Below are 14361 nucleotides of genomic sequence, written 5' to 3'. Positions count from 1 at the left end.
TTTTTTTATTTAACGTTTGACAAAATAAAAAATAAACTTACCTTTGCACACTCTTTCACCAGAACGCTAAACGTAAGCAGTTCAAAAGTAGAGAAAATGGGGGTGTACCAGAGTGGCCAAATGGGGCAGACTGTAACTCTGCTGGAGTATTCCTTCGGTGGTTCGAATCCATCCGCCCCCACGATTTGAATGAGTGAATATTTAAATAAACGTTTAAAATTCAATACTCAATCATCTTCACTATTAAGAGTAAGCGGGAGTAGCTCATTTGGTAGAGCGATAGCCTTCCAAGCTATAGGTGGCGGGTTCGAGCCCCGTCTCCCGCTCAGATGGAACAATAGTAAGTGGTTAGTTGTTAATTAGTTAATAGTTATTAGTTTAGCTAAAAACGATTAACAATTAACCTCTTATAATTTCTAAGGGTTGGGTTTCCGAAAATGCCTTTGTAGCTCAGTGGTAGAGCACTTCCTTGGTAAGGAAGAGGTCGGCAGTCCGATTCTGCTCAAAGGCTCGAATCAATTTGAAGATTGTTTTAATTTGAAGATTTGAAAGTTATTTTGTTGTTTTTACAGAATAAGTTAAAATGTTTTCAAATATTCAAATCCTCAAGTTTTCAAATGTAAAAAGTATCAAACAATTATTTAAATAAAACTAATTAAGAACTAAATATCATGGCAAAAGAGAATTTTGACCGTAGTAAGCCCCACGTAAACATTGGTACAATCGGTCACGTTGACCACGGTAAAACTACATTGACTGCTGCAATCACGAAAGTGTTGTCAGAAAAAGGACTTGCTGAGAAAAAAGATTTCTCATCAATTGACTCGGCTCCTGAAGAAAAAGAGCGTGGTATCACTATCAATACTGCTCACGTAGAATATTCAACAGCTAACCGTCACTATGCACACGTTGACTGTCCAGGTCACGCCGATTACGTGAAAAACATGGTAACTGGTGCTGCTCAAATGGATGGTGCTATCATCGTAGTTGCTGCAACTGACGGTCCAATGCCACAAACTCGTGAACACATCTTGTTGTCTCGCCAAGTAGGTGTACCTCAATTGGTTGTATTCATGAACAAAGTGGATATGGTTGACGATCCAGAATTGTTAGAATTAGTAGAAATGGAAATCCGTGAATTGTTATCATTCTATGAATTTGATGGAGATAACATTCCAGTAATCCAAGGTTCTGCTTTAGGTGGTTTGAATGGCGAGCCGAAATGGGTTGCTACTATCGATGCATTAATGGATGCTGTTGATAGCTGGATTCCACTTCCTAAGCGTGATGTTGATAAGCCTTTCTTGATGCCAGTTGAAGACGTATTCTCGATCACAGGTCGTGGTACTGTTGCTACTGGTCGTATCGAAACTGGTATCATCAACTCAGGTGAAGCAGTAGATATCTTAGGTATGGGTGCTGAAGGCTTGAAATCAGTTGTAACTGGTGTTGAGATGTTCCGTAAAATCCTTGACCGTGGTGAAGCTGGTGATAACGTAGGTTTATTATTACGTGGTATTGACAAAGAATCTATCCGTCGTGGTATGGTTATTTGTAAGCCAGGTTCTGTGAAGCCTCACACTAAATTCAAAGCTGAGGTTTATATCTTGTCTAAAGAAGAAGGTGGTCGTCACACTCCTTTCTTTAACAAATATCGTCCACAGTTCTATTTCCGTACAACTGACGTAACAGGAGAAATCATGTTGCCAGAAGGAGTAGAAATGTGTATGCCTGGTGATAACTTAACTATCTCAGTAACTTTATTGAACAAAGTAGCGATGGACAAAGGTCTTCGTTTCGCTATCCGTGAGGGTGGACGTACAGTAGGTGCTGGTCAGGTAACTGAAATTTTAGACTAATTTTTAGCTAAAAATAGATTGAGAGCGTTGCAAATATGTAACGCTCTCTTTTTTTAGAATAAATTTGTCAGTATTTTTTTTGCAAGTTTAGGATAAACAACTATCTTTGCAGTCGATTTACACGGGAATAGTTCAATGGTAGAATGCGGGTCTCCAACACCCTTGATCAGGGTTCGAATCCTTGTTCCCGTGCTTAGTTTAAGTTCCAAGTTTTAGATTTTAATTTTACTTACATTGTTTAAAATGTACTAAATTTAAAGCCTAAAATATTGGAACTTAAAAGTTTATAAGCACCATATTTTTGCCTTATAAATAACATAAATTATTAGCTTAATTACGAACAATAGAAACCATGAACAAATTACAACAACTTGTTAAAGAGTCTTGGACAGAAGTTACAGAAAATGTAACATGGCCTAAATTTTCAGAATTACAGGCAAGTTCAACACTTGTATTAGTGGCATCTTTAATTTTTGCATTGGTGGTTGGTATGATTGACTTTCTTTTCAAGTCTGGATTAGAGTATTTCTATCAATAATTTTAATTGAAGTTTCGGAATGCGGATTTAGCGATAAATCTGTTGAGATGTTACATCAATTCAAAATCTATCATGGCAAACCGAAATTTATACTCATACAATGGCAGAGACTAATTGGTACGTTCTGAGGGCAGTTTCAGGGCAAGAAAAGAAAATAAGGACTTATCTCGAAAATGAAATTGCGAGACAAAGTCTTCAGGATTATATTCCACAGATAATTATTCCAACAGAGAAAATATTTGAAATGCGTAACGGTAAAAAAACCGTACGCGAGAAAACTTTGTTTGCTGGATATATTTTTGTTGAAGCAGATATTAAATATGGTGAAGTAGCCCACTTAATTACATCAATGCCGGGTGTTATTGGCTTTTTAAGCTGGAATGATGGTAAGACATCAAAAACACCTATTCCATTGCGTGCTGGCGAAATAAAACGTATTTTAGGTAAAATGGATGAGGCTGTGGCTGTTGAAGAATTAGCACCAACGTCGTTCTCTAAAGGCGAAACTATTAAAGTTATCGATGGACCATTCTCAGGATTCGAAGGCTCAGTAGAAGAAATCTTTGACGATAAGAAAAAATTGAATGTTATGGTTAAAATATTTGGCCGTAATACTCCAGTTGAATTGAACTATTCTCAAGTAGAAAAATAATCAAATTCAGCTTAAACAAAAAGAGGAATATCTATCGTAGATATTCCTCTTTTTGTTTAAGCTGAACGTAAGAAATAAAACAACCTCGACAATTGCCAATTTTGGTATATTGTCGAGGTTGTTTGGTGAATGATAATACTGTCGGTCGTTTTTACTATAAAAAGGCTGTAAACGCCCTTTAAAAGTACTATTCCGAAGCTATTGCTGCTAGGTAATGAATCTGAGGTAAAATATCTACATTATCTGGACAAATAATATCTTGTGCTACTACCTGCTGACCTGATAATAATATCCTTGAATCAGGAAATTCTTTTGCTAATTGGTACACATATTTCTGAACCTCTTCTTGGGCAGGAACAGATGTTATTACTGTCAATAGATAATCTGGTTTGTGTACTTTATGAGCAAAAATAAGCTCATTAAAAGGTAAACTTTGACCAAGGTAAATTACTTTGTTGTGTCGCGAACGAATGATGTAGTTACCAAATAATAAACTAATTTCATGCATTTCCCCTTCAGGTAAAAAAAGTAAGTATTTTTTTGCTCCAATTCTTAGCGAAGGCAATTGTCCATCAATCGCAACGATAAGCTTTTGACGGATTAAATTAGAAATAAAATGTTCTTGTGCAGGATTAACTGAACCCGTGACCCATAAAGTACCAATTCTGCTTAAAAAGGGAAAGATGATGTTAATCATCATGTTTTCAAAGCCAAATTGAAGCGTATTAGTACTGATAATTTTTTCAAACCTTTCTTCGTCCAAATCAAGCATAGAGATTGTTAGGGCATGAATCTGTTCTGGATAGCTCAATTGTTTCTCTGAAATCAACAATACTTCTTTCGACAGCTCGTTGGAAGCCATTTTTGAAATCTCAGAAATTTTATGACCATGTGCCTTCAATAGCGCAATATTCAGAACCAACTTAAGATCTTTGTCATCATAAGTCCTAATATTAGTATCTGTTCTGTCTGGTTTTAGAATTTCATACCGCTGTTCCCAAATTCTAAGGGTATGAGCTTTAATTCCAGATAATTGCTCAAGGTCTTTTATAGAATAAATGCTCATATTGTTGGCCAAATGGCTTGATAATTCACTATCATAAAAATTAAAAGTCACATTGCTTAAAATACCATTGGCATTCAATGATGTTGTATTTTCTAGCTAAAGTTATGAATAGTGTAAACGATGTGATATAATCGAATCTCTATGAAAAATAACTGTGTATAGGGTATAAACGTCTTGTTTAAAAAAAGGTTTACAAAACTATACAATAAATTTAAAGTTGCCTAGGTAGAAAAGATAGTATGGAGTAGAAAAAAGATAAATTGTAAACAAAAAAGTAAGGGTGCTAATGCATTGTTTTTAAGGAATTTACTACTGATAAAATAATATTGTAAACCAAATGAGGTAATGAACCAGCCAATATAATTCTGAAGGGGTATTTTGTTTAAGTCCCAATGCCAAAAATCTAAACGAATAGCTACGGGTTCAATCATTACATCTAAGCAGACCATCAGCGTAGCGGCTACGATAGCTAGTAGAACATTATGCCCAAAGGATGGGCCTAAACCTTTGAATTGCTTTTGAATGATATGCCCCGAACTATACACTAGAATAAACCAATTGGCACCAATTACGAGTGGCACGTCAAATAGTTGAATCCCCAATGTTTTGCCATAATGATATTGCCCGAAAATAATACCTGTATGTACGCCCAATACTTCAATAAAAAAGCCTATCAGAAAAGTAATGATAGCAAAAAGAATAAATTTTAACTGAAAGTCTTGATGAAAAAAAAGTAAAAGGATAAATGAAATCCAAAGGTTGAAAGGTGATAAAAATTTGAAATATTCTCGAGTGACTGGAATCATTAAACCGATAAATCCGACAAGATACATCAATGACAATATTGTAAAAGTTATTTTACGATAGCGCGTATTGAGTAAGGTTTGGATAGTTGAAAGATTCATTAGTGATTAAGAATTGCCTAAAAAAAAAGGTCTTGTCGCATTGACAAGACCTAGGGAGGAAGATGGGGCTCGAACCCACGACCCTCGGAACCACAAACCGATGCTCTAACCGACTGAGCTACAACCTCCGTGTTGTATTGGGACTGCAAAGGTAGTTGTTGAATTGACAAATAACAATTTTTTTGAAAGATTTTCTTCAAAAAAATTGTTATTTGTAGCTAACTAATTAAGCTTTAGCAGCTTTATAACGGCTTTCAGCACCTTCCCAATCTACCAAATTCCAGAAAGAATCGATATAATCAGGACGTTTGTTTTGGAATTTCAAATAATATGCGTGTTCCCAAACATCTAGACCGATGATAGGAGTACCTTTTATCTCAGCAACATCCATTAATGGATTATCTTGATTAGGTGTTGAAGATATCGCTAAACCATTAGCAGTAACTACTAGCCATGCCCAACCTGAACCAAATCTTGTTAAACCTGCTTTTTTGAATTCGTCTTTGAAAGCTTCAAATGAACCAAATTTTGTAGTAATAGCTTCCGCTAAAGTACCTACTGGTGCACCACCACCATTTGGAGAAAGGATATTCCAGAAAAATGTATGGTTCCAGTGGCCTCCACCGTTGTTACGAATTGCAGGAGAGTACTTGCTTACTTCAGAAACCAATTCTTCAATTGATTTTCCTTCTAATTCAGTACCAGCTACAGCACCATTTAGGTTAGTAACATAAGTGTTATGGTGACGATCATGGTGAATTTCCATTGTCAACGCATCAAAATGAGGCTCTAAAGCATCATTTGCATAAGGTAAAGGGTCTAATACGAATGCCATTTTTTTAAGGAGTTATTTAATTATTATAGTTAAGGAGTTAGAGAGAACTCTCTACTCATGTTGTTTCAAAAACTATCAAAATTGTAATTAAGTTCTTAATTGGGAAAAAAATCTCTTCAATAAGAGCGTAGAGTCTTCTTGTAAAACGCCAAATGAAATGGTTGATTTGGGATGAATAATAGAAGCATCTAATTTTTTGAAGCCTCGTCTATCATCTGAAGCACCCCATACAATTCTACTCAGTTGAGACCAAAAAATCGCACCACCACACATTACACATGGTTCTAAAGTGACATATAAAGTACAATTCTTGAGGTATTTTGAGCCTAAAGTTTGTGCAGCAGCCGTGATGGCTAACATTTCTGCATGCGCCGTTACATCATTTAATTTCTCTGTTTGATTATAAGCTTTAGCAATCACTTGATTCTGACAAACTATAATGGCACCCACAGGAATTTCCCCTTCCTGAAAGGCTATTTCTGCTTGTTGTAAAGCAATTCTCATAAAGTATTCGTCAGAAAAATACATATTTGCTAAGCAATATCAGATGAAATCTTTTCAGCAACTTTATGGGTAGCTCTATTTCTTAAATAAAAATCTACCAATACCAAGGCTGCCATTGCTTCAACAATCGGTACTGCACGAGGCACGACGCAAGGGTCATGGCGACCTTTACCTGACACCACTACTGCATTGCCATCAGCATCTACGCTGTCTTGGTCTTGCATAATCGTAGCAACAGGTTTGAAGGCTACTCTAAAATAAATATCTTCACCGTTAGAGATACCGCCTTGAACACCGCCTGAATAATTTGTTTTGGTTTTCACTCGGTTTTGTTCATCCAAAAACATTTCATCATTATGTTCTGAACCATACATCTCTACGCCTTCAAAACCACTGCCATATTCAAAACCTTTTACGGCATTGATACTTAGCATCGCTTTGCCTAGTTCTGCATGAAGTTTATCAAAAACAGGCTCGCCTAAACCAACGGGAGTACCCGTAATTACACAGTTTACGACGCCACCAATTGAATCTCCTTTTTTACGGGTTTCATCAATCAAATCAAACATTTGTTGCGCGATGACTGGGTCTGGACAACGAACGGCGTTTTCTTCAGCCAGATTCAAATCCAGTTGTTGATAAGGTGTCGATAACTTTAATTTCCCTACTTGCGAAACATAAGATTTAATATCAACGCCAATTTGGTTTAAAACCAATTTTGCCAAAGCACCTGCGGCTACTCTTGCAACGGTTTCACGGGCAGAGCTACGACCACCACCACGATAATCGCGATTACCATATTTGGCTGTATAAGTATAGTCTGCGTGAGACGGGCGAAACTGTTGTGCGATGTGTGAATAATCTTTTGAACGTTGGTCGCCGTTCAATACCATCATGGCTATGGGTGTGCCTGTAGTTTTACCTTCAAAAATGCCAGATAATACTTGAAATTCATCGGCTTCACGGCGTTGAGTAGTAATTCTCGATTGCCCTGGTTTACGACGATCTAATTCGCTTTGAATGAAAGCCGTATCGAAATCAATTCCCGCCGGACATCCATCTACAATTACGCCAACTGCTGTTCCGTGCGACTCGCCAAATGTACTAATCTTGAATAATTTACCGTATGTACTGCTCATGTGAGTGATATAAGAAATAACGACAACTGGTTACTTCATTTTTTGATTGCTCTTAACTTATTTCCGCTTTTTATTGGGTAATAGAATATACACCATTCCTATCAACATAATGGTGATAAGAATATTGGCTTCGTCTTTTAAAAATTTACCGAAATTATTCGGTGCATCAGACGAATCTTTATCTTTCAAACCATCGTAAACTGACACTACTGTTAGGGGAGCATCGGCTGTTTTAATCGTTGGTCCACTTACCTTTAGTCGAAGTTTTGATTTTAAGGTATCATATTTCTCGGTTTTAGTATTAAAATATACCCATTTAAAATACTTATCGAGTGCAAAGTTACCAGCCTGTTTTGGAATTATCAGAAAAGTAAAGGTTTTTGTGCTAACAACTTTTCCATTTTCTGGATAAGCACTAGAATTTATTTCTGGAGGGAAAAAGTCAAAAATGTTGTCATTCTTCATTTCGGGTAGTTTGATGTTATAACCATCCCCTGTAATCTGAATGCGATACTGAACCGACTTTCCTGTATTAATACTATTTTTATTGATGACTTCTTTTAATGAAAAATCTCCCACCGACACTTCCTGCTTAAGAGGATGGTTAGGCAAGTCCTTCGTTTTTATGGCTAAGACTTTGGTTTTAAAAGTAATTGCCTCGGGTATTTTTTCCCCATTTTTACCCATCGTGTATTTTATTAACCTTAGACTGACCGAGGGGAAAATGATTTCTTTGTTATTTAATGGATAAAAAGTAGCTTGATAAAATTTGTATTGTGTATAAGTTTTACCGTTTAAAACCAATTGTCCTTCTTGCGTTTCTGTGATACCAAAACTTTCTTCCCAACAATTTTCAGGTTTTAATTTTTTAGTAATTTCAGGAATTTGAATATTATTATTATCAAATTCCATTTCAGTTCCGTTATTATCAGCCACATAAAAAGCTAAGGTAACAGTGAAGCCTTCGCCAACGAAAAGACTACTTTTATTGGTACTGAGTGTTAAAAAAGCATCATTTTTAGCATCTTTTATCTCCGATTGAGTGCCTTCGATAAAATCAGTAAAGTCTTCATTGCCTACTGAAATATCTTTTTTTTCAGGGTTAGGTTGCTCTTGGCTCGCTTTTTTTACCTTCACCGTAAAACCATCTGCTTTTATATTGAGCTCATTGACATTTACTTTAAAAGAAGGGACTTTAAGCGTACCTATTTTTTGTGGAGAATAGTTTTGGGTGATATTACAAGTAGAAATTGCTTGTCCATTTACAAAAGAATGTGAGGTTGATTTTGAAAAACCTTTTTTTGTAAAATTGGGTAAGTCGGGAAATTTGCAGGTCGGTACTTGGGCTTCGCCAGTATATTTAACTACTACGGTAAGCACAAACGGATCATTCATAGAAATATTTTTTTCTCCTATTACCAATGATACATCATTATCCTGACCCTTAGAAAGGAAGCACACTAAAGAATAAAAAAATATTGAAATAATTATATAATATTTTTTTTGTTTCACCGTTGTCTAAATAAACGTTCAAAAAATTAATACATTAATGATATAAAAAAAATATCATTTATTTTTACTAAAACACTTGATTTTCAGGTGCTTGTATGATAAATTTGATAGAGATTTGTTTTGTATTGTTACTTTATTAAATCCATTTAAAAGCTATGATTACCTTAAACTATGTCAAAGTTATTTTGGAAAAAGTTAGTTTTGATGCAAAGTTATTCGAGAAAGAATTAAAAAAAGCAATCAAGACACTATTATCTGATGAAGTAAGTGAGTTGCAAGCATGGTGTTATGATAAATTTGGGAAAATCTACAATCAAGTTATCGAAAAATGTTTTAACAGACTACGTCGAAAAATGAATGTATTGGCTCAGTAAAGTTTCCTAAACACCGAATTCTAGACACCAAAAAAAGATTAAGAAAGCCCTGTTAATTTTAAATTAGCAGGGCTTTAGTTTTATTAGAAACCTTCTTTCGCTTCTTCTTTCTTCTTCTCAACTTTAGGCTTTTCTTCTTTTTTATTAACTATTTTCTTGCCTTTTTCTACCCTGGTTCTATAGTTATCCACGAATCTTTCTGAAAAAGCAATTTTTTCCTCAGCACCAACGCCTAAGAATGCATACGCATTTTTACCACTTCCTTTTTTAACTCCTTTCGATTTTGCGGCAACAGCATTATTAAATTCACCATCAGATGAAATGACACCCATCTCATTTTTTAAGTAACCCATAAAATACCAAACATCTTCTGAAGGTTCTAAATAAAGATAGAACTCGTCGCCCTCATTGGTTTTTTTGATTTCAAGCATTCCTTCAATCTCGGCATTAATATCTGTTCCTCCAATATTGGCAATTGCCAATTTGCCTACACTATAAAAAGAAGCGTGTTGGTCTGAATACCGCAAATTAGCTTTTGAAATAACCATCGTCGTATTCAGTTTAGACGAAATTGAATAAAGAGGCACGTGTTCATTTTTTACACGTCTTTCAAAAGAAGCCACAGTTTTTCCACCCAAAATATTAGCGAGTTTCGATAAGTAATGTTCTTTATCATCAGGGTCGTCGGCACTAACATTATCACGAGACTCTAAATTTATTTTTACAATCTTGTCAGCCATGGCTTTAAGTACTTCCGCAGGCATTGGGAAATTAATCACCAACATCTGGTCGAACTTATATTTTCCACTATCCACCCTCATTTCAGCAAAGCCCGACGTCTGTAATAAAGTACTAGGGTTAAAGAAATTAAATGACCCTTCTAGTTTCAGCGTCTTTTTAGCATCATCAAAAATATAACGATTGGCTTCATAAGATTGAGCTTTATCGTCAGCACCAATTTCAAAACGTGATGTCTTGGCAATATCTCTGAATGCTCCTTTGGCTACAAAAATATCTTCGTCTTTAGCATCTTCTTTGTTCGATAAGAACGTAGAATATAAACCACTTGAAGCTGTTCTGAAATGTAGTCCTGCAAACAATGGAGTGTTGCCTTCACCTAATAGAGTAGGTTGTACATCAATATTCACGCTATCGCGGCTATTACCTTTATACACTATCCAGTTGGTCTCATACTTTTTGTTTTTAGTATCAGGACGCACAAAGCCATTTAAAGTAAGATTCTTGTCATTGGAAATCATGCTGATTTCTCCGCGGTAAATCAATTTAGGCGAAAGGTAAAACTTATTACTTTGCTCGATATTCGCTTTGGCAGTAGTAATATATCCCTTGGTTTTCTTACGATTGTCTAGCACTACTTCTTTGAAATCAAAGTTGCCCATCTTGATATTTAGGCTATCGCCCGCTGAATTGACGTATCGGTAGATTGCATCACCTTCAAATTTGAATCTTGATAAAATCTTAATATTTCCGTTTACTAAACGATGATAAGAGTTGATGGTATCCAAGACGATTTTTGCCTGATGGAAATCTTTCATTTCCGCATCTTTACTGACAAATACGGCTCCTTTATCTGGAATAATTTTAGCATCAGCAGATTTAATAAAAGGAACACCATTGATATTCAACGATTGTTTTTCGATATTATACAATGCCTCTGAACCATTAAATGACAGTCCTTCTTGGCTTGGCTCCATTGACGAGAAAGTAGTATTTCGTACATCCCCCTTCATCGTTATTAGTTTCTTATTAATATCCCATTCTGCACTATTGATAGAGGTTTGATAGGCAGTATAAGGGAAATACAAGCTAGTAGAATCTTCCAATTTTAGGTTAGTAGGGGTTTTGATACTCACCAAACCCGTTTGAATATTAAAATTGATGTTCATCTTTTTACCAAGAAGGGCAGGCTTTGCTACACTCAGGTTGTTTCCAACAAATAAATCAGCCAATTCGGCAGTAAAGACACCTTTGCCAAATTTGAAATTATTTGACCCGATTTCAGAGTCTAGTCTTTTTACTTTCCCAAAACCAAACAAACCAGTCTGACGAACCAAGAGTTTACCTTCTAACTTAGAGCTTCCTGCATAAAAATCGAAGGTATTTTTCTGCGTTTCAATCAGCATACTATCTACCTTAGGTTGCCATTTTAATTTAAAGTTGTTGATGGCTACTTTGGTAAAATATGCCTTGCCAACTTCTCCTTCATTAATAATACCCGTCGTACCCGTAGCAGTAACAGAATCAGGTGTAAACAAGGCTTCTTTTGCTTTAATTTGTGCCGTAAGGTGGTTTATTTCTCCTTCAGTATGTAGTCCCTTGCTATCCATCAATAAATTTGAGCTGAATTTTACAAAGGTTTTACTATTGTATAAATTGTATTTTCCCTCAGGCACCTTGTGACTAAAGCCCAACGTATTATCAGGCATTGAAATAAGGGTTTCTTTGAAAGGCGGGAAAATACCATCTGAATAAAAAGTACCTACAAAGTTGATGTCTTTGATATTCAAACTATCAAAGTCGATGCTAGGCACTTTGAAGTATATTTTTTGGTTATAAATACCATTCACTCTCCACGGGTGGTCGAAGTAGGCAGTTACGCCCGTAGGAACAACTAGACGAGGGTACTCTAACATTCGTTGTCGACCAGACTTATTATCAGGTTTGTTGATGTAAATTACCCCTGCTTCATACTTTAAATCTCCCCCGATTTCTGTGTGTCCTTTTTTAGCTAATTCTTTTTGTGGAATAAAGGTGATTGAATCTATCTTATCCAACTTCACACTAAACTCATTGTAATTAAAGGATAAATCCCTGCCTCTAAACCTGAAATTTCCTGTTTTAAGCTCGCCACTAATCCCAAAGTTACGGTCTTTGTTTACCTTAATGATATTGTCGTAAGGAGCCATGTAAACATTTAGCGAATCTGAAAGATAGAATTGTTTTACCCCTCTAATAATTAATTGATTGTTATTCAAATCCAAGGACGCATTGGCAGTAGAATCTTTAGAACTTGATGCATAGAAAGATGGAATCAAAAAGTTGTCATAATCTTTTTTAGCCGTAAAAACCGCCAGATAATGTTGTCCTTTTCTCGAAATTTTGAGTTTTTCTACATCAGGGTCATAGTCAAAATATCCTTTTTGCATCATTTCCAAAAACACAGGTTTCAGGGCTGCTGCATCTTTTTTGTAGGCAACGGCAAGCTCACTAAGGGTGGTAGCTTGCAAATTGTTTTTCTTAATATAATTGGAAACTACTAACAATGGATTGAAACTATAATTAGCAGATATTTTAGCAAAACGTTCAGGATTGAAATAATCGTAAGATTCAAACAAGGCAGGAACGATGTTTTTTGCCGTGACAATCATAAAATCCATTTTCTTATCTTTCAAATTCCAACGCATTACATCTGAAGTAATGTCTAATTTATGATAGCTGTCTGAATAAGAAGATTCTCTGAACCCACCTTCGTCTACCTTATTAAGGCGTAAATATTGTAATTGACGATTGTAATTAAGTTTGACAGAGGGATGATAAAGAGAATCCTGAGACGCAAAATATCCAGTAAAAATGGCCGAGGGAGCAGTAATTAAAGAATCGCTGATGTCGAATCTTTTACTAATCACCTTAAAGGCCGTTTTACCATCTTTTTTGACTAAGATAGTCGCATATTTTGACTGCACAGAGGCACTGGATATTTTAGTGCCGACAATCGTAAACCCACCCGTATAGGCAATATCATTACTGTTTTTTAAGGTCACATCATTTTGTAGTGACATAAACCTTGGGTAAATAGCGGAGGAGTTCTTAGTTCTCTTCCTGCTCTGAAACTCAAAAATCCCTTTGATAGGACTGGTTAATTTTTCAGGATAGTTTAGTGTTGCCAAGTCAGCATTAAGCTTAGGGTTTCTGATAGCCATGCTGTAATTATCTAGGTTGACAAATATCTCTGGCACACCAACAGTCTCCCAAGAGAACTTGCCAGCACTGCCTATCAAAACGCCTTCTTTTACATCTAAAAATGCTTTGGTATTGACCAAAATAGCTGAATCGTTCGCAGTAACTATCGCCAGATTAATGGCATTGAATTCAATGCTAGGTCCAGGGTTTAAGAATTGAGCGACTGGTTCGTCTAATGGAGGGGGAGTTGCACTACCGTTATTAGCAGGAGCTGGTGTATCCCAATCGCCCCAATCGGCTTTCTTGGCAGCTTCAGGGGTAGTAGTATTGGTCGTTGGAGTAGCTACTTTTTCAGTTTTAAAAACCTCTGTCTTTTGGTCGTTATATTTAAAACTTACCGTACCGTTATAAGCATACAAACGGTTGAAATTGGTAAAGTAAAGACTATTATTTTTGAAAAATAGTCGACAGACATCAATGTATTTTGTAGTAGTTTTTACATCTCCTGTTTCTACAGATTTTTGTAAGGTATTTAAATAATTATCAAAACTGGCTTGTGAGAGTATCCCACTTGAAAGACCAAGGTTGGTAGCATCAAAAAATGGAATAAACTGAGGCGATTTGTAGCCCTTTTTTAGCATAAAACTGGCAGTTTTTGCCAATGCTGCTTTCTGTGTTTCTGATAACGTACCAGAATTCCAGTTTTTCTCCAGATTTTGTATGATATAGCTTGCCTGAGGGTTTCCAGAAGCCATTAAAACATTTTTGGCATCTGCTAAAAATTCTTCGGGCTTTTCAGAGAGCTTTAAGGCTTGTGTGTGGGCCGTTAAGCAACATAAAATAAGTCCAAAAATTAAATAAAAGCGTTTTATTGTCATCATTGTAGGAGTTAGCTTCAAAGAAATAAACGAAATCAGTACGTATAGTATTTCATAACTAAACGAAGTATTCTTATTAAGATTTCAGAAAGAAAAGAATGCACAAATATCATCATTTCAGATGAGATAGGAGAAAGGCAGTAAAGGAAAATAAATAAGTAGATTAAAATATATGATG

The 14361-nt window shown here is 35.8% G+C and carries 11 protein-coding genes and 5 tRNA genes; 8 read left to right on the top strand and 8 right to left on the bottom strand.

Translation table 11 applies throughout. From position 1 onward, the window contains the following. Positions 1-98: 98 nt before the first annotated feature. The 7 genes from AC07N0_RS03690 (at position 99) to nusG (ending at position 3049) form a co-directional block, all read left to right on the top strand. Positions 99-181 (top strand) — tRNA-Tyr (locus AC07N0_RS03690). 72 nt (positions 182-253) lie between these two features. After that, a tRNA-Gly gene (locus tag AC07N0_RS03685) sits at positions 254-326 on the top strand. 113 nt (positions 327-439) lie between these two features. Then, positions 440-511, top strand: a tRNA-Thr gene (locus AC07N0_RS03680). A 160-nt stretch (positions 512-671) separates the two neighbouring features. Continuing rightward, positions 672-1859, top strand: coding sequence for an elongation factor Tu (gene tuf / locus AC07N0_RS03675; RefSeq protein ID WP_323248964.1), 1188 nt, complete (start codon positions 672-674; stop codon positions 1857-1859). Between the two features lie 121 nt (positions 1860-1980). Continuing rightward, a tRNA-Trp gene (locus AC07N0_RS03670) sits at positions 1981-2051 on the top strand. 160 nt (positions 2052-2211) lie between these two features. Further along, entirely contained in the window at positions 2212-2397 is a 186-nt protein-coding gene (gene secE, locus AC07N0_RS03665; protein ID WP_309915010.1) for a preprotein translocase subunit SecE, read from the top strand. A 100-nt stretch (positions 2398-2497) separates the two neighbouring features. Next, entirely contained in the window at positions 2498-3049 is a 552-nt protein-coding gene (gene nusG / locus AC07N0_RS03660) for a transcription termination/antitermination protein NusG (RefSeq protein WP_184129484.1), read from the top strand. A 187-nt stretch (positions 3050-3236) separates the two neighbouring features. Here the strand turns inward: nusG and AC07N0_RS03655 are convergent, their stop codons facing one another. The 7 genes from AC07N0_RS03655 to AC07N0_RS03625 all read right to left on the bottom strand — a co-directional run bounded on the left by AC07N0_RS03655 (position 3237) and on the right by AC07N0_RS03625 (position 8959). After that, entirely contained in the window at positions 3237-4115 is an 879-nt protein-coding gene (locus AC07N0_RS03655; RefSeq protein ID WP_492800876.1) for a MerR family transcriptional regulator, read from the bottom strand. 221 nt (positions 4116-4336) lie between these two features. Beyond that, complete coding sequence (locus AC07N0_RS03650; RefSeq protein ID WP_494588163.1) at positions 4337-5020, bottom strand: carotenoid biosynthesis protein; 684 nt, start codon at positions 5018-5020, stop codon at positions 4337-4339. A gap of 53 nt (positions 5021-5073) precedes the next feature. After that, positions 5074-5149: transfer RNA gene (locus AC07N0_RS03645), tRNA-His, on the bottom strand. 97 nt (positions 5150-5246) lie between these two features. Next, entirely contained in the window at positions 5247-5855 is a 609-nt protein-coding gene (locus AC07N0_RS03640) for a superoxide dismutase (RefSeq protein WP_492800874.1), read from the bottom strand. A gap of 87 nt (positions 5856-5942) precedes the next feature. Continuing rightward, a complete protein-coding gene (locus tag AC07N0_RS03635; RefSeq protein ID WP_494588162.1) occupies positions 5943-6383 on the bottom strand; it encodes a nucleoside deaminase in 441 nt (146 codons plus the stop codon). 5 nt (positions 6384-6388) lie between these two features. After that, the gene (aroC, locus tag AC07N0_RS03630) at positions 6389-7498 is read right to left on the bottom strand and encodes a chorismate synthase (RefSeq protein ID WP_494588161.1); all 1110 of its coding nucleotides are present in this window, start codon (positions 7496-7498) and stop codon (positions 6389-6391) included. A gap of 57 nt (positions 7499-7555) precedes the next feature. Further along, entirely contained in the window at positions 7556-8959 is a 1404-nt protein-coding gene (locus AC07N0_RS03625; protein WP_492803627.1) for a BatD family protein, read from the bottom strand. A 206-nt stretch (positions 8960-9165) separates the two neighbouring features. Here AC07N0_RS03625 and AC07N0_RS03620 point away from each other — a divergent pair, with 206 nt between their 5' ends. Continuing rightward, positions 9166-9384 (top strand): hypothetical protein, encoded by a 219-nt coding sequence (locus AC07N0_RS03620; protein ID WP_309915034.1) that lies wholly within the window; start codon positions 9166-9168, stop codon positions 9382-9384. 83 nt (positions 9385-9467) lie between these two features. Here AC07N0_RS03620 and AC07N0_RS03615 read toward each other — a convergent pair whose 3' ends face one another. Further along, complete coding sequence (locus AC07N0_RS03615) at positions 9468-14186, bottom strand: hypothetical protein (RefSeq protein ID WP_494588160.1); 4719 nt, start codon at positions 14184-14186, stop codon at positions 9468-9470. Positions 14187-14361 lie beyond the last annotated feature (175 nt).

Source organism: Arcicella sp. GW821-FHT09D11 (genome assembly GCF_059416265.1).
The sequence above is the reverse complement of the archived record's forward strand: the minus strand, read 5'-3'. Positions and strand labels throughout refer to the sequence as shown.